We start from the raw sequence: 24,055 nt of genomic DNA, 5'->3' as shown, positions 1-24,055 counted from the left end.
CCTATCTGAGTGGCGGCGACGCTCCGAACACCGGCGACCGAACTAAGAGGACGATGGCGACGAGCGTCCACGGAATCACGACCACAGCGCCGACGACAGTCGGGCCGAGCAGCGACGGTGCGCCGGACGTCGCGAAGATGTATCCGATACCTGCGAAGGCGTTTATCATCCCGTGACCGAGGGCCGCGGGCCAGACCGAGTCGGCGCGAAGCGCGACCCACGCGAGGAACGTCCCCGTCGCCGTCGTCATCCAGACCATCGCCAGAAAGCCAGTCCACGGCGCGCCGACGTAATCGACACCGTAGTTGTACCCCATCGCGATGAGGGGCCAGTGCCACGCCCCCCAGACGACGCCGAGAGCGAGGACGGCCCGTCGCGGTCCTAACGGGAGGAGTTTCTGGAGCAGGTACGCCCGCCACCCGAGTTCCTCTCCGAAGGCGAACAGTGTGTTGAGTGTCGCACCGAGGAAGAGTGCCTGAAGAACCTGTACGACGAAGACGAGTTCGAGCGGTGCACCGGCCGGCAACACGTCACGAAACGCCGACGCGTTGGGGTCGAAATACGCAGGGAAGGCGACGAAGAACAACACCGTCCCGACCCCCGTAAGCAGGCCCGGAGCGAGCCACGCGAGGAGGTAGACCTGCGCGTTCGAGCGGAACGCGGGTCGAACGCGCAGGTCTTCCCACTCCTCGTCGGTCACCAGTCGAGTGACGACGTTCGCAACGGTCGGCGAGAACATGTAAAACGTGCTGACGAGGACAAGCCAGAGTGGCAAGCCGAAGGCTATCTGCGGCGAGTCGGTCAACCCGCCGGTGAGGTACACGACCAGCGCAGTCGCCGCCGCGAGTCCAAAGGCGACGAGGAGGAAGAGGAGGACGCGACGCGATTCGAACGACGCCGGGCGTGAACCCAACTCGGTCGGTGTCTCTCCACGTGTGTCCATACGTGAATTTCGCGTGAGTGTGAGAAAACTGTTAGCCCGAGTGACGGTGTTCGAGGGAGGCAGGCAGACACGAGAGAGACGAACACGAGCGACAGGCAAACGTGAGAGGGAGGTGGACGCGAGAGAGACGATGTGGTAGCGAAGCGGTGAGCGGTCGGACGCCCGCGAAAAAAGTCGTGTCTGAGCGAAGTCGGCCGACTTACGCGATTTTGTTGTACTGGTCGCGGAGTTTCTCGGCGGCGTCGTCCATCAGGTCGGCCTCGTAGTCGTCGAGGTCCCACTCGACGACCTCCTCGATGCCGTTGGAGCCGAGTTTGACGGGGACGCCGAAGGCGGTGTCCTCGTAGCCGTACTCGCCGTCGAGGACGAGCGAACCGGGGAGCACTTCGCCGGTGTCGTGCAGGACGGCTTCGACCATGTGTGCGACGCCCGTCGCCGGACCCCACTGGGTCGCACCCTTGCGCTCGATGACGTCCATGGCGGACTCCTTGAGGTCGCCGAGAATCTCGTCTTTCTCGTCGGCGGAGAACGCTGGGTCGTTGCCGTTGACGCGGACCTTCGAGAAGACGGGAACCTGCGCGTCACCGTGTTCGCCGAGGATGGTCGCGTCGACGTTCTTGACCGGCGCGTCGAAGCGCTGGCTCAGGACGTAGCGGAAGCGCGCGGAGTCGAGGCGGCCGCCGAAGCCGATAACTTTGTGGCGGTCACGGTCGCCCGTCTCGTACAGGTGACGGTTGAGCAGGTCGACGGGGTTCGACGTCGTGATGGAGACGAAGTCGTCGTTGTACTCGGCGAGCGAGGAGCCGATGTCGTCCATGATGGGGGCGTTGTCGCCCGCGAGGTCGATACGGGTCTGTCCCGGCTGGCGCGGAATGCCTGCCGTGATGACGACCACGTCGGACCCAGCGGTGTCCTCGTAGCCACCCTGCGTGACGACCGTGTTCGAGTCGTACGCGATGCCGTGGTTCGTGTCGGCCGCCTGACCGACCGTCTTATCTTCCATCTTCGGGATGTCTACGAACACGAGTTCGTCGCAGACGTCACGAAGCGCGAGGTTGTATCCAGCCGCAGCGCCAACCGTACCGGCCGCGCCAATCACGCTAACTTTCGTCATACCACATTAGCGTCGCTGTGGATTCCGAGTAAACGTTTCGGAACGAACACCGTGCCACTGTCTGTCGATTCACAATTCGACAGTCGTCGAATCGGTCATCACACTCGGTCTACGCCGTGGGGTTTTTCGACGTACGCGGCGTCCAGACCCACATGAGCGAGTTCGACAAGGAGGCGGAACGTCAGCGACTTCGAGAGAAGTACGAGCGCGACGAGGAGAAACGCCGCTCAACACAGCGGATGAGCGAGTTGCTCCTCAAGGGCGCGACGATGACGAACAAGCACTGCGACCAGTGCGGCGACCCCATCTTCCGCTACGACGGACAGGAGTTCTGTCCGACCTGCCAGACCCAGGGGCAGGCCGCCGCCAGCGCCGACGCGGATGCCGAGAACGCCGCCGAAGCGGTCGCTGAGGCGGAATCGACTCCGCAGGCGGCCGAGGGTGCGACCGACCAGCAGAGGACAGACGAGTCCGCCGAGACGACAGGAACACCATCGGCGACGCAGTCCGTCGCTGAAACTGCCGCGCAACCCACTGGTGATGTCGCGCAGTCGTCGACAACGAGGCGCGCATCGTCGTCCACCCGAACCGCACACCAGACACAGTCGGTCGACGCCACCGAACGGAGTCCGTCGGCCCGCCGAACACAGTCCAGCGATGTCGACGAACGAAGTTCGTCGGCTCGTCAGACACAGTCTGACGGTGTTTCGACTGCGCGCGAGTCACTCGTTCGGACGCTGACGTGGGCCGCAGAACAAGCAGAGTCGACAGACGACCCACGTCGCGCGCGCGAATTCCTCGCAGCAGCACGGGAAGCGGCCGAAGCAATCGCGGCACTGGACCGCTAGTCGGGACGCCAGCGAGTCAGTAGAACTTACGCCTCCCCGGTCCCTCCACTCGGTATGCAAATTCTCATTCCCGTCGACGGCACCGACGCCAGTAAACGCGCCCTCGACTTCGCAATCGACATGGCCGTCGGAATGGGTGGGTCCCTCCACGTCGTCCATTTCACGAACCAAGCGACCGACGCGACTGAAGCCATCCTCGACGACGCCCGTGAGCGACTCGCCTCGGCAGACATTCCGGACGAACCGGAACTGACCACCATCACCGTCGACGTGTGGAACGCCGACCGAGTCGGTGAAGAGATTCTCGACACCGTCGATAAACACGGATACGACCACGTCGTGATGGGTCACCACGAAGATGGTCCCGTCGAACGAGCGGTCTTCGGAAGCGCCGCAGAGACTGTGCTTCGAGCGGAAGTCGTCCCGATGACCGTGGTTCCCTGAACCAACGCCGTGCGGAACCGCTGGCTACCGGAGGGTACCGATACCGTCGCAGTACGGACTACGTCTCCACGAAAAGCCGCTTCCTCGACTCACGGGCGGTGCTTACGCGACGCGAACAGTGTGCTGCGTTCCGGTCGTGTGCGCGAAGTCTTCGTCGTTCGTAGCGAGGTAGTGCGAAGTCTGGGCGTACAGACCGCGTTCGTCGTCGCGTGATTCGGCCGCACAGAAGATGTCGCGGTCGTTCACGTGGCTGTCTTCGTGCTGTGGTTCGCCGTAGAACGCGCGCTGTCCGGTCGGGGCGTCGGTAGTCGAGGAAGAATTACTCATGTTCGAGTAGTAATTTGGTCCCCGACCATATAATGTTTTTTCCGCTGCAACAATAGTGACCAATATCGACGACTGTCGCTACAGGTTTCGTGTCGAATCTCGGGAGGAATCGTCGTCTTCGGGGGCGGCGCGACGTTTCGGTCTCAGCGATACTCCGACCCAATGACTTCTCGGATTCGCTCGGCGGTGACTGCGCCGACGCCACGGACTTCCTGCAAGTCGTCTTCGTTCGCGGTCATCACCGCTTCCACACTCCCAAACGCTTCGAGGAGCGTTCGCGCGGTGACGGGACCGATGTCGGCGATGGCGGAGACGACGTACTCCTGTTGTTCGTCGAGCGTCTTCGCGCTCTTGCCGCCGTGGACGCTCACGTTCCGCTCTCGGTCGGTCTGTTCGCGCGTGGCGATGGTCGCGAGCATCTCTGCGGTGTCGTCTTCGTCTTCGGTGAAGAGGACGCTCACGCCGAAGTCGACGGCGACAGACGAGAGTGCGCCGCGAATCGCTCCGGGGTGGATGTTCCGTTCTTCGTAGAGGCCCCGGCCCTCGACGATGAGAAGCGGGCGGGCGTAGTGGCGCGTCAGGTCGGCGATTTGCTCGAATAGTGAGCGGTCGCCACCCGTGAGCGTGTCGAGGAAGTCCGAGACGCTCTTTCGCTCGACTGCGACGCGGTCGGAGAGGACGTAGTCGCCCACGGCGAGCGTTTCGAGTCGCGTCGTCAAGTCCTCTCGCTTCGAGAGGGTGCGCGCGATGTTCGAATCGAGTTCGCGCTGGTCGACGACGATTTCGACGCCGTCGTCGGCCCCGGCCGTCGCGATGGTTCCCGTCTGGTCGTCTACTGTCGAGTCGTCGTCGCCGGCGTCGCCGTTCACGTCGTCAGTGTCGCCAGTGGGTTCGTCTCCCGTGGCCTCCGCGTTGTCGGGGTGCTCGTCGGACTCGTCGCTGGGTTCGGCCCGTGCCAACTGCTCGTCTGAAGGACCGAAGTCGGCGAGGCCGGACTGTCCGTTCTTCGCGCTCGCAGCAGCGACAGTTTCGGAAGCCTCATCGGGTGAGGAGTCGACAGGTTCACTCTCCGCTTTTGCGTTCGTCGTGGCGTCACCCCCTTCGTTTCCGGTGGATTCTCCTCCTGCGAACGCCGCGAGGTCACGCTGTGAGTGGTCGAGTTCGGCCTCGATATCCGCCGCAGCACCCTTGAGTTCGCGCAGTTCGTTCTGCATCGTCTTCTCGCGTCGGCGCGATATCCAGAAGTACGCCTCGTCGCGCGTGTCTTCGGCGAGGAGGACGACCACGCGGCCGTCTGCCTGCCGACCAGTTCGGCCTTTCCGCTGGATGGACCGGATGGCCGTCGGCACCGGTTCGAAGAAGAGCACCAAGTCGACTTCCGGCACGTCCAGTCCCTCCTCTGCGACGGACGTGGAGACGAGGACTTCGAACTCGCCGCTCCGGAACTTGTCGAGTGTCTCCTGTTGTTCCTTCTGGGACATTCCGTCGGACCCCTCGCGGTCACCTTGTCCGACGAATCGGCGGACAGAGAAGTTCTCAGAGAGGAACTCGGTCAACGCCTCGGCGGTGTCGCGCGACTCGGTGAACACGATGACGCGTTCCCCGTCGTGGATACCGAGTGTCTCGGCGAGGAGGATGCGCGTCTTCCTGAACTTCGGGTGGAGTCCGTCGAACGACTCCGCTTTTCGCATCGCTTCCCGAACTTTGGGTTCCGCGACGAGTCGCTGACTCGCCTTCGACGCCCCGGACGACCGGGCCGCGTTTCGCTGGCGTTCGAAGTAGCGCCGGACGGACTCGACGGACTGCGTCTCGACGAGTTCGACCGCACGCCGGAGTTTCATCACCTCCGCGTGCGTCGACATCCCCTTGTAGCCCTCAGACTTGTCGGCGTTCATCAGGCGCTGGAGTTCCGCCCGCATTCGGTTGAGGTCTTTCTGTGAGACGTCCGGGTTAGTCGAACGCGCGACGCCCAACTGCTTGAGTTTCTCCAGTCGGTCGGTGATGACCTCGTTGAGCGCGTCGCGAATCACCAGTATCTCGTCGGGGAGTTGGATGCGGTTCCACTCCACGTCGGTGTCGTGCGTGTACTCGTCGACGTCGGCGTCACCTTCGGTCATCACCTCGACGTCGGCGATACCGAGGTTCTCACACACTTCGAGGATGGCCTCTTGGTCGCCACCGGGTGACGCACTCATCCCCGTGACGAGCGGGTTTTCGGCGTCGGCGTGGTAGCGCTCTGCGATGTAGACGTACGCGTAGTCGCCGCTGGCGCGGTGGCACTCGTCGAACGTGAGGTGCGTCACGTCACTGAGCGAGATTCGGTTCCCGATGAGGTCGTTTTCGATGACCTGCGGCGTCGCGATGACTATCTGGGCGTCTTGCCAGAGTTCGGCCCGGTCATCGGGCCGAACGTCGCCGGTGAAGACCACGATTTCGTCGTCGGGAATGGTGAGGGCCTCACGGTAGAAGTCTGCGTGCTGTTGGACGAGCGGTTTCGTCGGGGCGAGAAACAGCGACGTGCCACCGACTTCGTACAGTCGTTCGGCGGTGACGAGGAGACTGACCGTCGTCTTTCCGAGACCGGTCGGGAGACAGACGAGGGTGTGGTCGTCGCGTGCAGCGCCTGCGAGTCGAATCTGATAGAGTCGTCGCTCGATGAACGACGGGACGAGTAGCGGGTGGTCGACGTACGCGACGTCCTCAGAGGCCGGCATCGATTTGGATTACGTGCCCTCGCCGATAAGGGTTCGTAGAGCACGGTGAAAGTGAAATGAACTGCCGTCCGCTGCGTCGGTGATGGTCGTCACCGAGCGCTGTCGGCAGCGTCGAAGTCGGGGTCGTCTGGTCGCGGTTCCGGAAGCGACGCTCCAACGAGCGCCGCCCATTCGGCGACTCTTGTACTCGTGCGTGGGTTGGACATAGCGTTCCCCAAGAGAATATAATCTCAACTATCGTATATAACGATTGTGCCCACTCGTCTGGAAGACCAGCCAATCCGGACGAAGTCGACGAGTCCAGAAGCGAAGGTGACAGGTTAGTCTTCTCGCGACCCAGGACCCCACGAGTCGGGGACTTCGATGACGTACCGGCCATCCTCACGGAGCGAGATGATGTACTCGTCTCGGTCGTAGAGTTCCATGAGGTTGAGTTCGTACTGGCCGGGGTTGACAATCTTGATGCTCTCGAACTGGTCGTTGAGTTCCTCGCGGAGTTGGTCGAGGTCAGGACGCTCGTCGGACGACGGTTCGATTGTCGTCCCGTCGACGTCCGGCGGGGCAGTCTGTCGTGCAGACGCTTCGTCTGGCGTCTCGTTACGGTCTGACGCAGCGACACCGGGTTCGGGTTGGTCGGTGGACTCACGGTGGTTCGCACCGGCAGCAGCGAGTTCCTCCGGCGTGACCACGTCGCTTCGAGCGCTCTTCTGAGAGGTGTCTTCGTCCGTCTCTCGTGCGCGGATGTGCGGCGCGTGGTCCGACGACCCTGCTGTTTCCGACCTCGTCGCTTCGCGTGCGGCGGTGCCACGAGGGGGTTCGGGTTCGGTCTCTGACGGACTGTTCGGCGCAGTGGGCCACTCGCCCCATCCGCGAGACGCGTCGTCGCTACTCGACTCACCAGATGGTGCACTCGGTGAATCACTCGCAGGTTCGTTCGGTGAACCATTCGCGGGACCGGTCGACGCGTCAGTCGACGACGCACGCGACGAATCAGGTCTGGCGGCGTCTGCCGGTGCTCCAGACTCTCGCTTGGAGTTCACCCAGTCGCTGACCGTTACTTCCTCGTCACCGGTATCGGGACGGGAGTCTGTCTCTGTCGCTCGTTCACGGACGGCGTCGGCCGCAGAGGACGTCAAGTCCCGCGTTCCGGCGCCGTGCTGCGAACGAGTGTCGTCACTGCCCCCCGCGGCGTCGGCGGAAGTGCCGCCGGCGCTAGACGCGGGTTGGAACTGAAATTTGTTACCGCCGCAGCTCGGGCACCCCGAGAGCATCTCTTTCGAGCCGTCGGGGAACACCTTACCGCACGTCGTGCATTGATGTGGCATTGGTAGATGTGGGCGCCGGATGGCGCGTGATTGGTCGTTTGCGAACCCCCTACTTTCGTGAGACGAGCGCGCTGATGAGATTCTCGTCTTTGTGGAGCGTCTGAATCTGGTTCGCCGGACCGATGACCGTGAGTTTCTGCGTCGATTGCCGACCCATCAGTCGGTCGAGGAAACTCTGGTCTGCGGTCTGTGAGCGCGGATACGTCTCGATTTCGATGCCGTTGAACTCGTCGGGGCTAATCTCTGCCATCGTCACTTCGATGAGCTTCGACTCTTCGTCGGGCGAGAGACCCTCTTCGAGGATGACGATGTTGCCATCGCGAACGCCGTCGAGGATGAGACGAATCTTCTCCATGCTCGTGAGGTTTGCCATCCGATTTCCACTGAAGAGGTCTATCTGGACCCCACCAGAGCCGTTGTCGGAGGCCGTTGCTTCAGGCATGGTGAATCACGCGAAGTACTCCGCGATTTTTGCGTACACTTCGTCCATGTTCTCTCCCTCGAGAGCCGAGAGTTCGACCGTCTCGTGTTGCGGATACGCGTTGGTGATGCGCTCGACGTTCGACTCTTCGAGGTCTATCTTGTTCGCGAAGATGAGCACCGGCAGGTCCTGACTCTCGATGATACCGATGAGCATCGTGTTGACCTGTGAGATAGGGTCTTTGGTGCTGTCGAGAACGTAGATGACACCATCGACGTCCTCGCGGAGCCAGTGCATGGCCTCGGCGACGCCTTCGGTCGCCTCGCGGGACCGACGGACTGCGTCGTCTTTCTCCATGTCGTGTTCGAGGAACTCCTTGTAGTCGACTTTCGTCGTGACACCCGGCGTGTCGACGATGTCGATGGTGACTTTCTTGCCGTTCCGTTCGATTTCCACGTTCTCCTTCCGTCGGGCGCGACGGGTCTCGTGAGGGATGTGGCTCTCGGGACCGATTGCGTCACCGGTCCAGTCACGGGCGATACGATTTGCGAGAGTCGTCTTCCCGGCGTTGGGCGGGCCATAAATTCCGATCCGCTTCGGCTCGCTCTCCGAAAAGAGCCGGTCGACGACTCGTGAGATGCTGTCTCTTAGATCTGTGAGCAGTCCCATCCTGGGCCTCCCGCACCTCCCGAACGCGTCGTGGAGGGCGTATGGAGGTATCACCCAACCGGACTCACTTAAGCACTACGTCAGACACTAGTCAAGTTTCAGATACAATTACCAGAACCGAGTGTGTCCGTCTCTTCGGGTCGAACCTCCCGAAACCCATCGATTCGACCGGTCTCACCCCTGTGTTCGTGTGCAGACCGGTAATTCGGGAGATGGTATACTTCTTGTTCCCGTGCGCACACACGAACGCTGATAATTGGACGTTTATCGGACGTGTAGCAGACGTTTATCGTGGGTGGGACCAGTAAAGCGTAGACGTTTATCGTGGGTGGGACCAGTAAAGCGTACATCTACGCCGTGTCCACGTGCAGGTCGTCTCGCTGGAACGTCGACTGACACGAAGAGAGGGTGTAACCCACGACGGCGTGAAAGTGAGCCTGTTTCGTCGAACAGTGAACCAGACCGACGACCTGACGGGTTCTCGAGTCGGAACTCGACGAGTGTGAGTGGCGACGGACGAGAAACGGGCCGGGGGGAACACCCCCACCCCTTCGTTTCAGGTGGAACGGCACGAGAGGGGGAGGGTGGGTGAACCGCTAGACGGCGGTCGACTGTTAATTCTAGGCTGTACCCACCTAATAATAACGCATTTTTATCTACTACGGATATGGTGCGCAGTCCAGTATAATAAAAGCATGCTCTTCTAGAAGCCGCCGAACCCCCTACCCTACCTGTTCTCGTCTCCACCCGAAACGAAGGGGTGTGGGGGAAGCGAGACCCAGGGGTTTCCCGTCGAACTGGAGAATCGACACTTAATTGCAGGGGAAATGGAGGGGTTAAACGCCAACGAGAACACTGCTACTCCCAGATTTTGTCGATAGCGCGACTTGTCCGTTTCCACACGAAATGGAGGGGTCACCGGGCGGGATTTTTCGTGTCGGAGTCGCTCCATACGAACGACTCGTCGACTCGCTTGACCCGCCGGAGGGCGAACGCCACCCCCCTGTTCACTCGTCCAAACGTCACTCCATACACGTCTCGGGACACTTCCCGTCGAGAAATTGCGCCTCGCGCACTCGCGAATGAGTATCGGTTCGTGGGGGCTCTTTCGAGTGCGTCCGACATCCAGACCGCGTTCGACATCTACGCGACGGTCGACATCGGTGGTGACCACCTACCGATTGGTGAGAGTACCTACCGACAGGTGGGAGTGACTGCCGATAATACGTGACCTGCCTGTGGTAAGTCCGCCGTTCCGTCGAGTGTCGGCCCGAACCGAATCGAACGTCGACCCGAACAGAACCTGTCGTCACGTGATTCCGACGGACAGAACCGTCTTCTGCGAGGTCGGACTCGGAAACTCTCCTGTCGAAACCCTTCTTGTCTCTCGATTTTTGGGTGCTCGGGTGGCCGACAAGTCGGAGAAGTAAGACTTTTGTACCAACTCTTCGTTTGGTTCCTTTGCATCATCTGGAATCGCCTGCTGTGGCTTCACGAGCAGATACCGGCCATCCCCGGTTTCATGCTCTCTCAGGGCCGTTTCGGGCGACCATTCCAATTGAAACGAAGGGGTATTCACGATGGGTGAGGACGACAATTCACAAGGTGGTCACCGGGCAGAAGAAGCGGATAGTTCTGCACGGGACGCAGAACCGACCGACGTATCCGCCGAGGATATCGACATCCAGGCGAGCATCGGCCCCGATGCCGACGTTCCAGACGAGGACGACGTCGACGTCGACCAGCACAAAGACCCCGACGTCGGACTCGACAAGGTTGTGTTGAACGACGACGACGAGTCGAAAGGGTTGTTCGACGACCTTCTCGCCGGAGAACCGATATTCGAGAACAAGGAGGTGCTTCGGCCGTCGTACACGCCGCACGAACTCCCCCACCGTACCGACCAAATCAACCAGATGGCGACGATTCTCGTCTCTGCGCTACGGGGGGAGACGCCGTCGAACATTCTCATCTACGGGAAGACCGGGACCGGAAAGACTGCGAGCGCGAAGTTCGTGAGTCAGGAACTCGAATCGACGTCGCAGAAGTACGACGTGCCGTGTGAAGTCGAGTACATCAACTGCGAGGTGACGGACACGCAGTATCGTGTCCTCGCCCAACTCGCGAACAAGTTCATCGAGAAGAACTTCGAACGAATCGAGGCGGAACTCGACCGTCTCGACGAGATGCGCACGCGGGCGACAGAAGACCCGAACGCGCTCGCGGACACCCCCTACGATTCGATTGCAGAGATAGACGAACGGGCCGAGGAACTCTCGAACGACGCCGACGAGATGGAGACGGTGCCGATGACCGGATGGCCCACCGACCGAGTGTATACGACGTTCTTCGACGCCGTCGATTACAAAGAGCGCGTGGTCGTCATCATGCTCGACGAAATCGACAAACTCGTCGAGAAATCCGGCGACGACACGCTCTACAACCTCTCGCGGATGAACTCCGAACTCGACAACTCGCGTATCTCTATCATGGGTATCTCGAACGACCTGAAGTTCACTGACTTCCTCGACCCGCGGGTCAAATCGAGTCTCGGCGAGGAAGAAATCGTCTTCCCGCCGTACGACGCCAACCAACTTCGAGACATCCTCCAACACCGCGCCGACGTCGCGTTCAAAGGCGGCGCGCTGACCGACGACGTCATCCCGCTGTGTGCCGCGTTCGCCGCGCAGGAACACGGTGACGCCCGCCGTGCCCTCGACTTGCTCCGTACTGCGGGCGAACTCGCCGAGCGCGGACAGGCCGACACCGTCGAAGAGGCACACGTCCGGCAGGCGCAGGACAAGATAGAACTGGACCGGGTCGTCGAAGTCGTCCGGACGCTACCCACGCAGTCGAAAATCGTCCTCTTCGCTATCATCCTCCTCGAGAAGAACGGTGTTCGCAACATCAACACCGGCGAGGTGTTCAACATCTACAAGCGCCTCTGCGAGGAGATAGACGCCGACGTGCTCACGCAGCGTCGCGTCACGGACCTCATCTCGGAACTCGACATGCTCGGCATCGTCAACGCCGTCGTCGTCTCGAAGGGACGCTACGGTCGGACGAAAGAAATCAGCCTCTCCGTTCCCATCGACGAGACGGAAGCCGTCTTACTCACGGACTCGCGTCTCGGTGACATCGAGAGCGCCCAACCGTTCGTGCAGGCGCGGTTCGATAACTGAGCGGAAGCGACGACGACACTGCACAGAGAGGAGAGCGATTTTTCGGTCGGTTCACGCTGCCAGCGACGACTGGGCGACGTGGACCGGGTCGTTGGCCATCGAGGCCGAGAGTGCTTGTTCGACTGGAACAGGTGCCTGCACGACTGAAGCAGGTACTTGTTCGACAGTCACTGGCGTCACCGGTGTCGCCGTCGACATGGTGCTCGCGAGAGTCAGGCGAACCCACCCGAGGAACGGGATGCGGATGCGGGCGACGCCCTGGACCCACTCGGGGCGGACGGGTTCGCTGATACCGCTCACCTGGTCGTAGCGCGCGTTGTTGTCGCCTTTGGTGATGAACCCGTCGTAGGGTGCCGGACAGTGGGTGAGTTGCTGACAGTTGCTCGCCGACATGTGGTCGGGGTTGGCCCTGTCGTACCAGTTTTCACCCTCTTCGACCCACAGCATCGAGCGGTGGATGATGGGTGGGCCCCCGACGCCCGGATTGTCGTAGACGATGACGCTACCGTCGCCGCCGAACGTTCGATAGCCGACGTCGGCACCGACTTCGGCGGTGACGACGGACGTGCCTTCGACTGCCGCGTCGGGCGCGTATCGCTCCGGTCCAGTGATGAACACGAGGTCACCTTTGTGCATGTGCGGTTCCATGCTGCCGCTCTCGACAGCGACCATTGGTGGCCAGACACCACTGACGGCGAACAGGAACAAGCCGACAGCGAGCACCGCGAAGGCACTAATCAGTGCTTCGCGGATGAACAGGAGTGGGCCGTCTTCCGCCGTTCGAAGTCGCTTGAGCAACCCTTCGTCGGGGTCGGACCCACCCCGTGAAGATTTGGGGACCGGGGGACCGTCGTCGGCACTCATCACTCCCAATTTACCCGGACTGGGTTTCAACGTTCTGGGTTTCGGCACCCTTTTTGCTCCGCTCCGCCGATTTCGCCGTGTGCCACTGGAGACGCCGGCGCGCATCGTCCGGGCACTCGTCAGTCGCGGCTACAACGCAGAACGTGAGGCCGTGACGCTCATCGCTGGGTCGGACGACCCGGGCGTGACACTCGCCCAAGTCGTCGAGTCAGCCCCGGACGACGCGCTTCGAATCACTGCCGACCACGTCCGCGGGGTGCTCGCGTCTACACCCGAGGCGGACCCGCCCGAGGTCGCACCTACGAGCGGTGCGCCCGAGAGAGACCCCTCTGTTTCCCCTGCAACATCGAACGACGAGACCGAACCTGTCGGCGATACAACTCCACCTGAAGCGAAGGGGTCGTGGAGCGGACGTAACACGGACCCGGCGCTCCGGTCACTCGAAATTGCGAACGACATGACCGGCCAGTCGACTGGAACCGGCGAGTACGACGACTTCGTGAAGGTGTTCCGCGACCGGTACGAGAAACTCTCGAAGATGCTCCGCGGGCGCGTCAACCACCGCCCGGCCAAGGCCATCTCCAAGATGTCCGGCGGCGAGGACGCAGAACTCGTCGGCCTCGTCAACGACGTTCGCTCGACCAAGAGCGGTCACTGGATTGTCGAACTCGAAGACACGACGGGGACGTTCCCGTGTCTCGTGATGAAGGACAAGGACATCGCTGCGTACGTCGACGAACTCCTCATGGACGAGTGCATCGCGGTTCAGGGGACGCTCTCTGGAGACGCAGGTATCCTCTTCGTCGACTCGATGCACTTCCCGGACGTTCCCCGTGGTCACAAGCCGAACACCGCGGACCGCCACGTGCAGGCGGCGCTCATCTCCGACGTGCACGTCGGCAGTCAGGAGTTCATGGCGGAAGCGTGGGACCGGTTCGCCGATTGGCTACACACAGAAGAGGCGGCGAACATCGAGTACCTCCTCATCGCCGGCGACATGGTCGAAGGAGTGGGTGTCTACCCGAATCAGGACGAAGAACTCGACGTCATCGACATTTACGACCAGTACGAGGCGTTCTCAGAGCACCTCAAGTCCGTCCCCGGTGACCTCGACATCGTGATGATTCCCGGCAACCACGACGCGGTTCGCCTCGCGGAACCGCAACCCGGATTCGACGACGAACTCCGCGACATCATGTCTGCGCACGACGCCACAATCACGAGCAACCCCTCGATGGTCACGCTCGAAGGCGTCAACATCCTCATGTACCACGGCGTCTCGCTGGACGAGGTTATCGCCGAACTCCCCGCGGAGAAGGCGAGTTACGACGAACCCCACAAGGCGATGTACCAACTGCTGAAGAAGCGCCACGTCGCGCCGCAGTTCGGTGGCCACACGCGCCTCGCGCCCGAGGAACTCGACTACCTCGTCATGGAGCAGGTGCCGGACATCTTCCACACCGGCCACGTCCACAAACTCGGGTGGGGCAAGTACCACAACGTCCTCGCGGTCAACTCCGGGTGCTGGCAGTCACAGACCGACTTCCAGAAGTCCGTCAACATCGACCCCGACTCGGGGTACGCGCCTATCGTGGACCTCGACACGCTGAACATGACGGTCAGAAAGTTCTCCTGAGTCTGGATTCTCTCGTCGGAGCCGCGTTCGACAGGTGCGCCGACACCGACGACTGGACCCCTTCGCTTCCACTCGAACGCTCGGTTTCGACGGTCGATTACGCCGTCTCGGTGTACCGATACCGGGCCGTCGGATAGCCGTCGAACCGTGGGCCGTCGCCAACTTGCTCGAATCCGGCGTTCGTCACCGCGTCGCGAAGCGCTGGTTCGGACTCGACGACGAGGACTTCCACCGGAAGGCCCTCTACACTCGCGAATCGGAGTGGTTCTTCGAGGAGGCGGCGCACCGCCGCTTCCGTACCGTCGAGGCGAGTCACGTGGACGACGCCCTCTTGCACGTCGAACCCGACGAACCCGAGAATCGGTTCGACTGCCGCCGGCGCGTCCACGTTCGGGTCGGAACCGGCGTCCTCCGTGGCGACCCGAACGGTTCGGTCGCGTATCAACCGACGCATCGCTCTGCTCGGCGCGTTCGCGACGGCGGCGAGCGCTTCGGCGTCGGAGTCGACGGCGTCTCTGACTTCCATAGTGAACGTTCCGCTCCTTCGTTCATAAACCTCCGTACCGAGAGACGGTGGATAAGGGCCCTCTCGCCACCGGATTTCGGGATGTCGGCAACGGTTGAAAAAGAGGACATAGTTATACGTCCCCCCGCGTTAGCCCCTCGCATGATTGAGCACCAAGCGTCGAAGCACCACGATTCGGAGGAACGATGCGCGTAGTCGCAAAGTTCGGCGGCACCTCGCTCGGGAGCGGTGACCGCATCAACCGCGCCGCAGATTCCATCGCGGCGGCCGTGGAGAAGGGCCACGAAATCGCCGTCGTCGCCTCCGCGATGGGGTCGACGACCGACGACTTGCTCGACGAGATTCAGTTCGACGCAGACGATAGGGACCGGGCCGAAATCGTCTCGATGGGCGAACGGACGAGTGTTCGGATGCTGAAGGCGGCCCTCGCTTCCCGTGGAGTCGACGCCCTGTTCGTCGAACCCGGTGCCGACGACTGGCCGGTCATCACGAACGACCTCGGCGAAGTCGACGTCGAAGAGACCCAGCGACGCGCCGCCAAACTCGCCGAGGAGTTAGACGGCGTCGTCCCGGTCATCACGGGGTTCCTCGCACAGAACCACGCCGGCGAGATTACGACGCTCGGTCGTGGCGGGTCCGACACCACCGCCGTCATGCTCGGGAAGTACATGGACGCCGACGAAGTCGTCATCGTGACCGACGTCGAAGGCGTCATGACCGGCGACCCGCGCGTCGTCGAGGGCGCGCGGAACGTCGGCCGCATCACCGTCGACGAACTCCGGAACCTCTCGTTCCGCGGTGCCGAAGTCGTCGCACCCTCTGCGCTCTCCTACAAGGACGAAGCACTCGACGTTCGCGTCGTCCACTACCAACACGGTGACCTACTCACCGGCGGAACGCTCATCGAAGGCGAGTTCCACAACCTCATCGACATGCAGGAAGAACCGCTGGCGTGTCTCACCGTCGCGGGCCGGGCGATTCGCAACCGGCCGGGAATCCTCGCAGACCTCTCTGTCGCCCTCCGCGACGAGGAAATCAACGTCGATTCGGTCGCCTCCGGGATGGACTCCATCACGTTCTACGTCCTCGAAGACGACGCCAATCAGGCCGAGGCAGTCCTGCACGACCGGGTCGTCTCCGACGACGCACTCTCGTCGGTCACCGTCGAAGACGACATCGCCGTCATCCGCGTCACGGGCGGCGAACTGCCGAACCGACCGGGTGTCATCCTCGACATCGTCCAACCGATTGCCGACGCCGGCATCAACATCCACGACGTCATCACGTCTGCGACGTCCGTCGCTGTCTTCGTCGCGTGGGACGACCGCGAAGACACACTCAAAATCATCCAGCAGGAATTCTAACGCAGCAGTTCTGTACCGTCCACGGCGCGTCCGTCTGGACGTTCGACCCGTGGTTCCCTCCCGGGTTCCGTTTGGCGGCAGTTCGACCGTAGCGACGCGGCCACGGAGTGAGTGATAGTTGGGGGTGTTTGCGCGCATTCTCCGGGTGGCAAACGACGCTCACAGCGGCGCCCACACCGATGTACACTCTCGTCCACGAACGCCGAGAAACGCGCTCCGTCCCTCGCTTTTCCGCCTATACGATTCTTCACATTCGCAGGCGTGTGTCGGGGTATGCGCTCGTACAAAGCAAAGATGGTCGAACCCATCGAACTTCCCTCTCGCGAGGAACGAGAGGCCGCCCTCGAACGGGCAGGGTACAACGTATTCAATCTCGACGCTCGCGACGTCTACATCGACTTACTCACTGATTCTGGGACGGGAACCATGTCGGCCGAGCAGTGGGCCGCCATGATTCGCGGCGACGAAGCGTACGCCGGGAGCGAATCGTTCGCCCGACTCGCCGAGTCCGTCCGCGACGTGATGGGATTCGAGTACGTCATCCCGACGCATCAGGGCCGTGGTGCCGAGAACGTCCTCTACGGCGTCCTTCTCGAAGAAGGCGACGTGGTGCCGAACAACTCGCACTTCGACACGACGCGGGCACACGTCGTCAATCAGGGTGCCGAACCCGTCGATTGCCCGTCGCCTGCCGCCCGTGACCCCAACTCGAACGAGAAGTTCAAGGGGAACTTCGACATCGACGCGGGGTACGCCCTCGTCGAGGAAGTCGGCGAAGACGCGATTCCGGTCGTCGTCCAGACGATTACGAACAACTCCGTCGCCGGCCAACCCGTCTCGATGGCGAACATCCGCGCCGTCGCCGAGTTCGCCCGTGACATCGATGCACTGTTCGTCATCGACGCCTGCCGGTTCGCCGAGAACGCCCACTTCATCAAGGAACACGAAGCGGGCTACGAAGACCAGTCGGTCGCAGAAATCGCCCGCGAACAGTTCGCCCACGCCGACGCAATCACCATGTCCGGGAAGAAAGACGCCCTCGTCAACATCGGCGGGTTCACTGCGATGCGCGACGAGACCACCTTCGAGCACGCCAAACAGCGCGCGATTCTCTTCGAAGGGTTCCCCACCTACGGTGGTCTCTCGGGTCGCGACATCGAGGCGATGGCCGTCGGCCTGCGCGAAGCAGTCTCGCCGCCGTACGTCAGCGACCGAGTCGAACAAGTGGCCGAACTCGGCGACTTGCTCTCCGAGGAAGGCGTCCCTGTCTACCTTCCGACGGGTGGCCACGCTGTCTACCTCGACGCCGGCGAGATATTCCCGCACATCCCGAAAGACCAGTACCCCGGGCAGGAACTCGTCTGTGCGCTCTACCGTGAAGGCGGCGTCCGCGGCGTCGAACTCGGTGGGTTCGCGTTCCCCGGCACCGACCGCCCGGACCTCGTCCGTCTGGCGCTTCCGCGGCGAACCTACAGTTACGAACACCTCGAACACATCGCCGAGACGGCGGCGACGGTCATGGAGACGGCCGAAGAGTACCGCGGCCTCGAAATCGTCGAGGAACCGCCGATGAAGGAACTCCGGCACTTCTCGGCGAGACTCGAACCCGTCTCGAACTGAGTCGAGAGACGGCAGTCCGCTTTCTTTTGCGCTCTACCGCCCTTCGTAGAGACGAGTGGCGATTCGTTCCGGCAGGCCGACCTCGGTGACGCGTTCGGCCACACGGTCGACATCGTACCCGACGCGGTGTTCGTCCACGGACATCGCGTCGAGGTCGACGACGGTGTAGGCCGCCCGCGGGTCGCCGTCGCGAGGTTGGCCGACGCTCCCCGGGTTGAGGACGATACCGTCGTCGTAGACGGCGTGGTCTTGGACGTGGGTGTGGCCCATGACGAGGAGGTCTTCACCCGAGAGGAGACTTGGCGAGAAATCGTCAGGGTACGTGTAGCGGTCGGGGTCCTCGGGGTGGCCGTGAACGAGTTTGACGTGCCCATCGGCGACAGTCCGTGTCTTCGGCAGCGACGTCAACCAGTCGAGTGACTCTGGGGAGAGTTCGTCCCGGGCGAAGTCGACGCCTGCGGCGGCGAGACTGTTGAACCGAAAGCCGGTCCCGGCGGTCACCGCTCGGTCGTGATTCCCCGAGACGGTCGGGACCGAACGCTCCGCGAGTTCGGTTACACACTCGTCGGGCCACGGATTGTATCCGACCACGTCGCCGGCACAGACGACGTACTCGACGCGTGGCATGTCCGACAGAACAGCGTCGAGTGCTGGCTGGTTCCCGTGCACGTCCGAAATGACGCCCAGACGCATGGCTAAGAGTACGGTCGCGTGAGTGAAAAGTTGGTGGCCGGGCTGGAAGCCGGTCGTTGGCTGTCTCTCTTACTCGCCGTTGTAGTAGGCGGTTTCCACCGAGTCACTGACGGTTGCCGCGGCGGCACAGACGGCGTGTTCGAACTCGTGGTCGTAGAGTTCGCGGGCGGCGTCCGCGGCACTCTCTGCGGTCAGGTCGAACGCTCGGGGGTCGTCTTCTTCGTAGGTTGCGACGAGAGTGGGTTCGTCGACTTCCTCGACGACGAGGGCGTCCTTGCGGACGATGCCGATGTAGGCTTCGTCTGCGCCGACGACGCCGGCGATGCGCGGCGTGTTGTAGTCGTCTTTCTCGTAGTCGAGTGCGAGGAGAATCTCCGCGAGGGCGTCACGGGGCGTGTAGCCCATGTCGAGTTTCTCCGCGATGGGGTCGACCTGCGACCCGTTGCCGACGACGACGTAGTCGCCGCCCTCGCGGACACAGTTGTAGGCGATGTAGGGGTTGTCAGTCTCCGGGGCGTCGGGCGTCGGCCCGACGGTCAGGGTCCCGTCCCGTTCGACGACCTGTCGATTCGGGAAGGACCGAGAGGAGACGCGGTAGGCACCGATTCCGGGACCGACGACGACGAATCGTCCGACGTACATACACGACAATGGATAGAACGAGGGCAAATAGGTGGCGGTTTATGCACGTCTATCCGACCGTGTGCGAACAATTGGCACTGAAACCCCGACACGCAACGTTTACAAATACTCGTGAAGTACGAAGTGATGCGAAGTCCCATGGGGTAGTGGCCAATCCTGTTGCCTTCTGGGGGCAACGACCCAGGTTCGAATCCTGGTGGGACTACTTCTCTGTGTTTTACACCTGACAGGGCGACCCGTCGCCCCCTCGTCTCCACTTGAAACAAAGGGGTACCTTTCAGAATCTGAAGGGGTTCATTTCGTGTGGAATAATCGCACGACTGCGGTCGATTCTAATCCGAAAAGACCTCTCCCAGCGCCTCAGCGGTCCACGGTGAGGAGCGCAACACGTTCGGTGACGAGTGCTGGGATGTCGTCGTCTGCGGCGGCGAGTTCGGCGTCGCCGATGTCGAAGAAGTCGCAGACGAGTTCTCGGTCGTAGTCGTCGAGCGTCCCCATCCGTTCGAGGTCCAGACGGTCGAAGAGCGCCGTCTCTGCGTCCGTCTCGTCGCCGCCGTCGACGACAATCACGACGGGGTGTGTCCCCTCGGAGACGCCCATCTCGAACGCGCGGTTGATTTGCCGGCGACCGCTGGCGTAGAGGATGAACTCGACGGCACGGTCCCGTGCGATTTCGTTCCCACGGGCGATGGCGCGGTCGGCGAGTTCGACCGCCCGTTCGAGGTGGCCGCGGCCGACGACGAACCGAGCGTCGAACGCCTGAATCGTCGCGCCCGTCTCGTCGGATATCTCGCCGACCGTGGCGATGAACGCGTCGAGGTCCGAGACGGTCGCTTCTGCTTCGAGGACTCTCATTCGAAATCACCCAGACTGGCCTGTTGGTCGGCCCGGTCTTTCGCCGTTTCGAACCCAGTGTCGTCGGGGACGGCGTCGTCCGGCGCGTCCGACTCGTCGACGTCGTCCATCGAGGGGTCCTTCCGACCCGCCGCTTCGAGGATGTTCTCGGCTGTTTTTCGTCGCCCGCGGAGTGCGGCGAGGATGCGCGACTTGTCCGCCTCTCTGAGGTCGGCACGCGTCTCGACACCTGCTTCGAACAGTCGCCGGGCACGCTTTCGGCCGACGCCGCGGACCCCAGCGAGGTCGAGCAGTTCTTCGCGGACACCGTACTCGACGCGTTTCTTGGCCTCACGAACCGCGTAGACGGCGTCGAGGTCGAGTTCGCTGGCGAGGCGTTCAGCGGCACCGAGCAACCACTCCGCCGTCTCGACTTTCCCACGAATGTCGCCGGGGCCGACGCCGTAGCGCTCCGTGATTCTGTCTTCGTCGGTCTCGCTGACCCAGTCTTCGAGGAGTCGCGCCGTCTTGAGCGCCGAAAGCCAGTCTTCGAAGGCGACGTCCTCGTACTCCGACGGGACGCGGCCGAGGAACTCGGGTTCACGCTCGTAGCACAGTTCGGTGTACGTCTCTCGGTCACCGGACTTCAGGTAGAGTTGGTACATGTCCGGTGTCCGGCAGACGAGGTGGTAGAGACCGAGCGGCGTCGGGTACGTGCGGTCAGACTCGAACTCGTCGTCCGACCCGTTCTCGCCGTCTCCGCCGGCGGTGACCATCTCGCTCGCTCGCTGGAATCCGCCGCTCGTGTCGGATTCTCGCGTTGATTCCGGCTTCGTCTCGCCGTCGAGTGCGCGAAGCTTCTCGGACCGGTGCTTCGCCGCCCATTCGAGGCCGTCGATAATCTCAGCGGCGCTCATCGGGTCGAGGTAGAGGCGCGAGACAGTGTGGCCGACCGGCGTCGCCCGAATCGTCTCGTCTTCGAATTCGATGAATCCGTTGATTTCGAGGTAGTCGAGGACGCGGTCTGTCACCTGTTCTAACCGCGCTGGGTCGTCGGTCTGCGTCGCGTAGAGCGTCTGGTCGAGGAAGTCGAGGAGTCCCTCGCGGGTGTGGGCGAACCCGGACGCGATGGTCGCGAGTAGGTGCGTCCGAAGGGCGGGTTCGGCGGCGAGTTTCGAGTGCACGTCTTCCGCGTCAGCCCAGATGTATCGCTCGAACAGTTCGTCCCGCGAGTCGGCGTCTCTGGCGAGGAGGACTGCTTCGCCGTAGGGGTCGAGTCCGGGGCGACCGGCGCGGCCCATCATCTGATGGACTTCGAGCACGTCGAGGGGTTTCATGCCGCCGTAGTCGCCGTCGTAGCGTTGCCAGTCGCGGACGACGACGCGGCGACTCGGAGTGTTGACGCCAGCGGCGAGTGTCGGCGTCGCGCAGATGCACTTGATGAGTCTGTCGCGGAACGCGTCTTCGACCAGTGTTCGGTGTTCAGACGCGAGACCAGCGTGGTGGAACGCCGCACCCTTGGCGACCACTGTTGCGAGGTCTTCCGACGTTTCGGTGTCCGAGATGTCGCGTATCTCGGCGGCGAGTTCAGCGAGTTCGCCTCGTTCGTCGCCCGTAATGTACTGTTCTGTCACGTCGGCCATCCGCCGCGCCGCGGACTCGGCGTTTCGCCGCGAGTTGACGAAGACGAGCGACGACCCCTGGTCGTCGGCGTCGTCGCCGTCGAGGGCGTCGGCGACGAGTGCAGGCGTCTGTCTGTCGCCGCGGCCGACCGGTACCTCTCGCTGACTCCCGTCGTCGAAGTTGATGGCGTTCCCGTAGTGGACGCCCATCTTGAGGTCGATTGGTCGCCAGTCGGACTGGACGAGCGAGGCGTCCAACCAGTCGGCGACTTCGCCCGCGTTGCCGACGGTGGCAGAGAGCGCGACGACCTGTAGACTCGGGTTGAGTCGGCGGAGTTTCGCCAGCGTCACTTCGAGCGTCGGCCCGCGGTTTCGGTCGTTGACGAGGTGGACTTCGTCGGAGACGACGCACGTCAACTGGTCCATCCACGCCGCGTTGTTGCGGACGAGGGAGTCCACCTTCTCCGAGGTGGCGACGATGATATCGCGCGACGACAACCACTCGCCGCTGGACTCGTAGTTCCCCGTCGAGACGCCCACGTCGATGCCGTACTCCTCCCAGCGTTCGAACTCGGCTTTCTTCTCCGAAGCGAGCGCTCTGAGCGGGACGATGTAGAGTGCCTTCCCGCCGCGAGCGACGCTCGACAGCATCGCGAGTTCGGCGATGAGTGTCTTTCCGCTCGCCGTCGGGACGGCGGCGACGAGGCTCTCGCCGTCGGTCAGGCCGGCCTCGACGGCCTCGGCCTGCGGCGGGTACAGTTCCTCGATGCCCTCGTCGTGGAGGGCCTCGGAAACACCCGCTGGCAGGCCCGTCAGGTCCGCTGTTCGCATTGCATCCCAGTTGGGCCGTCCTTCGGTTTAAGCCATCGGGTCGGCAGGGCTATGTACGGCCCGGCGGAAGGTGGCGATATGAGAGTCGAGTACGACCGTGACACCTGCATCGGTATCTTCCAGTGTGTCGACGAGTGGGACGCGTTCCAGAAGAACCTCGACGACGGGAAGGCCGACCTCGACGGCGCAGAAGAGACCGACGACGGCGTGTTCGTCCGCGAGATTCCCGAAGACGCCGAGTTCGACGCGAAGTTCGCCGCCCGCGTCTGTCCCGTCGAAGCCATCCGCATCGTCGACGACGACGGCGAGCAACTCGTCCCCTGACGACGCCGGCCGGGCGCATTCTCTTGTGAGACCGCTGAACTGTGAGAGAGATGTCCGTGGTGACTGTCCCCGAACCCCTTCGTTTCGACTGGAGATTCGCCCGACGACAGACTGTAAGGGTTTAAGCGCAGGGGGCAGTAACCGTGCCACTATGAGCCAAGCGACGAAAATCGTGCTCGGTACCATCGGCGTGTCGGCCCTCCTGGCCGTCGTGTTCGTCGGTATGAGCCTCGCCTGAGGAGATGTTCGAGACGCGCACGCTGCCGTCGGACCTCGAATCGATTCGCGACGAGTACGCACCAGACGCACTCGTGGTGGACGTGGCCGGGGACTTCGACACTATCCCCCCGGAGGCCGCCGAGAATCTCGGCCTCGTCGTCGAGTCACTCTCGCCGGCGGCGTACCCCCAAGAGTGGCTACCAGCAGATGCGCCGCAAGCCCTGCGACGGTACGCCTCGTCGGACTTCACTATCGGCATGCCCGGCGACGGAACCGTCACGTGGACTCGACAGACCACGCCACCGACCGTCCTCGTGAAGTACCGCGCGAAGGGGACGCCGGAGGACTTTCTGGACTTCCTCATCGCCGAGGCACTCGTACAGGCCGGGACGGACGACGTACCCGAACACTTCCTGCCGTTCTTCGGCGAGCAGTATCGTGACCTCGCGGACGCGGTGCCACTCGGCCCGAACGACGTGTATCAGGTCGCCGCCGCCCTCTACGAGGGGTGGGTCGGCCTCCACACGCGCGAGGCGTTCTCCTCGTGGGACGGTCGTCACGACCGACTGTACGACGCGTGGGTCGACGCGGGTGAACGACTCGACGACAGACTCGCGAACCTCCCACGACTCGTGGCCACGGGCCGACTGTCGTTCGCCGAGGCGACCGAGTTCGCCTGTTCGGCTATCAAACACGGCCGCGACCTTCCTGCGCCGTTCGCAGCGTTGGATACGGCCGCCTACGTAGACCACGGGCCGACCTACGCGGTCCGGTGGGCCGAAAAGACGTTCGAACAGTTAGCCGACACTGGCGACGACCCCGATTCGAGCGACTAAGACTCGGTCAGAACGCTGTGTTACACACCGCTGAAAGAGTGTCGTCCCGGTGTCTGT

The 24,055-nt window shown here is 62.7% G+C and carries 22 protein-coding genes and 1 tRNA gene; 10 read left to right on the top strand and 13 right to left on the bottom strand.

The features are described 5' to 3' along the window. Nucleotide 1: 1 nt before the first annotated feature. Nucleotides 2-943, bottom strand: coding sequence for a CPBP family intramembrane glutamic endopeptidase (locus tag GJR96_RS05335; protein ID WP_151161985.1), 942 nt, complete (start codon nt 941-943; stop codon nt 2-4). A gap of 199 nt (nt 944-1,142) precedes the next feature. Next, nucleotides 1,143-2,057, bottom strand: a complete 915-nt coding sequence (gene mdh / locus GJR96_RS05330) for a malate dehydrogenase (protein ID WP_151161984.1) — start codon at nt 2,055-2,057, stop codon at nt 1,143-1,145. A gap of 152 nt (nt 2,058-2,209) precedes the next feature. On the opposite strand from mdh, the gene GJR96_RS05325 reads away from it, so the two are divergent. Next, on the top strand, nt 2,210-2,905 hold the full coding sequence (locus GJR96_RS05325) for an Sjogren's syndrome/scleroderma autoantigen 1 family protein (protein ID WP_151161983.1): 696 nt from the start codon (nt 2,210-2,212) through the stop codon (nt 2,903-2,905). Nucleotides 2,906-2,959: 54 nt separating this feature from the next. Next, nucleotides 2,960-3,349 carry a universal stress protein gene (locus GJR96_RS05320; RefSeq protein WP_151161982.1) on the top strand — a complete coding sequence of 130 codons (390 nt, stop codon included), beginning with the start codon at nt 2,960-2,962 and terminating at the stop codon, nt 3,347-3,349. Nucleotides 3,350-3,451: 102 nt separating this feature from the next. Here the strand turns inward: GJR96_RS05320 and GJR96_RS05315 are convergent, their stop codons facing one another. The 5 genes from GJR96_RS05315 to GJR96_RS05295 form a co-directional block, all read right to left on the bottom strand. Then, nucleotides 3,452-3,676 (bottom strand): hypothetical protein, encoded by a 225-nt coding sequence (locus GJR96_RS05315; protein WP_151161981.1) that lies wholly within the window; start codon nt 3,674-3,676, stop codon nt 3,452-3,454. Nucleotides 3,677-3,819: 143 nt separating this feature from the next. After that, entirely contained in the window at nt 3,820-6,390 is a 2,571-nt protein-coding gene (locus tag GJR96_RS05310) for a DEAD/DEAH box helicase (RefSeq protein WP_151161980.1), read from the bottom strand. A gap of 320 nt (nt 6,391-6,710) precedes the next feature. Then, nucleotides 6,711-7,715 (bottom strand): Zn-ribbon domain-containing protein, encoded by a 1,005-nt coding sequence (locus GJR96_RS05305; protein WP_151161979.1) that lies wholly within the window; start codon nt 7,713-7,715, stop codon nt 6,711-6,713. Between the two features lie 49 nt (nt 7,716-7,764). After that, nucleotides 7,765-8,157, bottom strand: coding sequence for a DUF2073 domain-containing protein (locus GJR96_RS05300; RefSeq protein WP_058572980.1), 393 nt, complete (start codon nt 8,155-8,157; stop codon nt 7,765-7,767). Nucleotides 8,158-8,163: 6 nt separating this feature from the next. Beyond that, nucleotides 8,164-8,805, bottom strand: coding sequence for an Era-like GTP-binding protein (locus tag GJR96_RS05295; protein ID WP_058572979.1), 642 nt, complete (start codon nt 8,803-8,805; stop codon nt 8,164-8,166). A gap of 1,580 nt (nt 8,806-10,385) precedes the next feature. Between GJR96_RS05295 and GJR96_RS05290 the strand changes: the two genes are divergently transcribed. Beyond that, nucleotides 10,386-11,987: a Cdc6/Cdc18 family protein gene (locus GJR96_RS05290; protein ID WP_151161978.1), complete on the top strand. Its 1,602-nt coding sequence runs from the start codon at nt 10,386-10,388 to the stop codon at nt 11,985-11,987. A gap of 51 nt (nt 11,988-12,038) precedes the next feature. On the opposite strand, the gene GJR96_RS05285 is transcribed toward GJR96_RS05290, so the two are convergent. Beyond that, on the bottom strand, nt 12,039-12,785 hold the full coding sequence (locus GJR96_RS05285; protein ID WP_225317753.1) for a S26 family signal peptidase: 747 nt from the start codon (nt 12,783-12,785) through the stop codon (nt 12,039-12,041). 145 nt (nt 12,786-12,930) lie between these two features. Between GJR96_RS05285 and GJR96_RS05280 the strand changes: the two genes are divergently transcribed. Continuing rightward, nucleotides 12,931-14,487 (top strand): DNA-directed DNA polymerase II small subunit, encoded by a 1,557-nt coding sequence (locus GJR96_RS05280; protein WP_151161977.1) that lies wholly within the window; start codon nt 12,931-12,933, stop codon nt 14,485-14,487. Between the two features lie 97 nt (nt 14,488-14,584). Here GJR96_RS05280 and GJR96_RS05275 read toward each other — a convergent pair whose 3' ends face one another. Next, nucleotides 14,585-15,013, bottom strand: coding sequence for a hypothetical protein (locus GJR96_RS05275; RefSeq protein WP_151161976.1), 429 nt, complete (start codon nt 15,011-15,013; stop codon nt 14,585-14,587). A gap of 185 nt (nt 15,014-15,198) precedes the next feature. Between GJR96_RS05275 and GJR96_RS05270 the strand changes: the two genes are divergently transcribed. Then, nucleotides 15,199-16,377, top strand: a complete 1,179-nt coding sequence (locus GJR96_RS05270; protein ID WP_151161975.1) for an aspartate kinase — start codon at nt 15,199-15,201, stop codon at nt 16,375-16,377. A 273-nt stretch (nt 16,378-16,650) separates the two neighbouring features. Then, entirely contained in the window at nt 16,651-17,997 is a 1,347-nt protein-coding gene (locus GJR96_RS05265; protein ID WP_151161974.1) for a tryptophanase, read from the top strand. Between the two features lie 33 nt (nt 17,998-18,030). Here GJR96_RS05265 and GJR96_RS05260 read toward each other — a convergent pair whose 3' ends face one another. Next, nucleotides 18,031-18,690 carry a metallophosphoesterase family protein gene (locus tag GJR96_RS05260; RefSeq protein ID WP_151161973.1) on the bottom strand — a complete coding sequence of 220 codons (660 nt, stop codon included), beginning with the start codon at nt 18,688-18,690 and terminating at the stop codon, nt 18,031-18,033. A 69-nt stretch (nt 18,691-18,759) separates the two neighbouring features. Then, nucleotides 18,760-19,332, bottom strand: a complete 573-nt coding sequence (locus GJR96_RS05255; RefSeq protein ID WP_151161972.1) for an IMP cyclohydrolase — start codon at nt 19,330-19,332, stop codon at nt 18,760-18,762. A gap of 132 nt (nt 19,333-19,464) precedes the next feature. On the opposite strand from GJR96_RS05255, the gene GJR96_RS05250 reads away from it, so the two are divergent. Beyond that, a tRNA-Gln gene (locus GJR96_RS05250) sits at nt 19,465-19,537 on the top strand. Nucleotides 19,538-19,692: 155 nt separating this feature from the next. Here the strand turns inward: GJR96_RS05250 and cgi121 are convergent. Continuing rightward, on the bottom strand, nt 19,693-20,187 hold the full coding sequence (gene cgi121 / locus GJR96_RS05245; RefSeq protein WP_151161971.1) for a KEOPS complex subunit Cgi121: 495 nt from the start codon (nt 20,185-20,187) through the stop codon (nt 19,693-19,695). Continuing rightward, nucleotides 20,184-22,619, bottom strand: a complete 2,436-nt coding sequence (locus GJR96_RS05240; protein ID WP_151161970.1) for an ATP-dependent DNA helicase — start codon at nt 22,617-22,619, stop codon at nt 20,184-20,186. The genes cgi121 and GJR96_RS05240 overlap by 4 nt, the downstream gene beginning before the upstream one ends. A 78-nt stretch (nt 22,620-22,697) precedes the next feature. On the opposite strand from GJR96_RS05240, the gene GJR96_RS05235 reads away from it, so the two are divergent. The 3 genes from GJR96_RS05235 (at nt 22,698) to GJR96_RS05230 (ending at nt 23,998) form a co-directional block, all read left to right on the top strand. Continuing rightward, a complete protein-coding gene (locus GJR96_RS05235; RefSeq protein ID WP_151161969.1) occupies nt 22,698-22,943 on the top strand; it encodes a ferredoxin in 246 nt (81 codons plus the stop codon). Nucleotides 22,944-23,094: 151 nt separating this feature from the next. Continuing rightward, complete coding sequence (locus GJR96_RS18600; protein ID WP_449271782.1) at nt 23,095-23,181, top strand: hypothetical protein; 87 nt, start codon at nt 23,095-23,097, stop codon at nt 23,179-23,181. A gap of 4 nt (nt 23,182-23,185) precedes the next feature. Further along, nucleotides 23,186-23,998, top strand: coding sequence for a DUF7089 family protein (locus GJR96_RS05230; protein ID WP_151161968.1), 813 nt, complete (start codon nt 23,186-23,188; stop codon nt 23,996-23,998). Nucleotides 23,999-24,055 lie beyond the last annotated feature (57 nt).

This window comes from Haloferax litoreum (assembly GCF_009674605.1).
Lineage (GTDB): Archaea > Halobacteriota > Halobacteria > Halobacteriales > Haloferacaceae > Haloferax > Haloferax litoreum.
Note: the sequence above shows the minus strand (reverse complement) of the source record. Positions and strands in the feature narration are given on the sequence as shown.

Bases quoted from the DNA above. Each gene is read 5' to 3' on its own strand.
- GJR96_RS05335 (WP_151161985.1), bottom strand. From the start codon at position 943: ATGGACACACGTGGAGAGACACCGACCGAGTTGGGTTCACGCCCGGCG.
- mdh (WP_151161984.1), bottom strand. From the start codon at position 2,057: ATGACGAAAGTTAGCGTGATTGGCGCGGCCGGTACGGTTGGCGCTGCG.
- GJR96_RS05325 (WP_151161983.1), top strand. From the start codon at position 2,210: ATGAGCGAGTTCGACAAGGAGGCGGAACGTCAGCGACTTCGAGAGAAG.
- GJR96_RS05320 (WP_151161982.1), top strand. From the start codon at position 2,960: ATGCAAATTCTCATTCCCGTCGACGGCACCGACGCCAGTAAACGCGCC.
- GJR96_RS05315 (WP_151161981.1), bottom strand. From the start codon at position 3,676: ATGAGTAATTCTTCCTCGACTACCGACGCCCCGACCGGACAGCGCGCG.
- GJR96_RS05310 (WP_151161980.1), bottom strand. From the start codon at position 6,390: ATGCCGGCCTCTGAGGACGTCGCGTACGTCGACCACCCGCTACTCGTC.
- GJR96_RS05305 (WP_151161979.1), bottom strand. From the start codon at position 7,715: ATGCCACATCAATGCACGACGTGCGGTAAGGTGTTCCCCGACGGCTCG.
- GJR96_RS05300 (WP_058572980.1), bottom strand. From the start codon at position 8,157: ATGCCTGAAGCAACGGCCTCCGACAACGGCTCTGGTGGGGTCCAGATA.
- GJR96_RS05295 (WP_058572979.1), bottom strand. From the start codon at position 8,805: ATGGGACTGCTCACAGATCTAAGAGACAGCATCTCACGAGTCGTCGAC.
- GJR96_RS05290 (WP_151161978.1), top strand. From the start codon at position 10,386: ATGGGTGAGGACGACAATTCACAAGGTGGTCACCGGGCAGAAGAAGCG.
- GJR96_RS05275 (WP_151161976.1), bottom strand. From the start codon at position 15,013: ATGGAAGTCAGAGACGCCGTCGACTCCGACGCCGAAGCGCTCGCCGCC.
- GJR96_RS05270 (WP_151161975.1), top strand. From the start codon at position 15,199: ATGCGCGTAGTCGCAAAGTTCGGCGGCACCTCGCTCGGGAGCGGTGAC.
- GJR96_RS05265 (WP_151161974.1), top strand. From the start codon at position 16,651: ATGCGCTCGTACAAAGCAAAGATGGTCGAACCCATCGAACTTCCCTCT.
- GJR96_RS05260 (WP_151161973.1), bottom strand. From the start codon at position 18,690: ATGCGTCTGGGCGTCATTTCGGACGTGCACGGGAACCAGCCAGCACTC.
- GJR96_RS05255 (WP_151161972.1), bottom strand. From the start codon at position 19,332: ATGTACGTCGGACGATTCGTCGTCGTCGGTCCCGGAATCGGTGCCTAC.
- cgi121 (WP_151161971.1), bottom strand. From the start codon at position 20,187: ATGAGAGTCCTCGAAGCAGAAGCGACCGTCTCGGACCTCGACGCGTTC.
- GJR96_RS05240 (WP_151161970.1), bottom strand. From the start codon at position 22,619: ATGCGAACAGCGGACCTGACGGGCCTGCCAGCGGGTGTTTCCGAGGCC.
- GJR96_RS05235 (WP_151161969.1), top strand. From the start codon at position 22,698: ATGAGAGTCGAGTACGACCGTGACACCTGCATCGGTATCTTCCAGTGT.
- GJR96_RS18600 (WP_449271782.1), top strand. From the start codon at position 23,095: ATGAGCCAAGCGACGAAAATCGTGCTCGGTACCATCGGCGTGTCGGCC.
- GJR96_RS05230 (WP_151161968.1), top strand. From the start codon at position 23,186: ATGTTCGAGACGCGCACGCTGCCGTCGGACCTCGAATCGATTCGCGAC.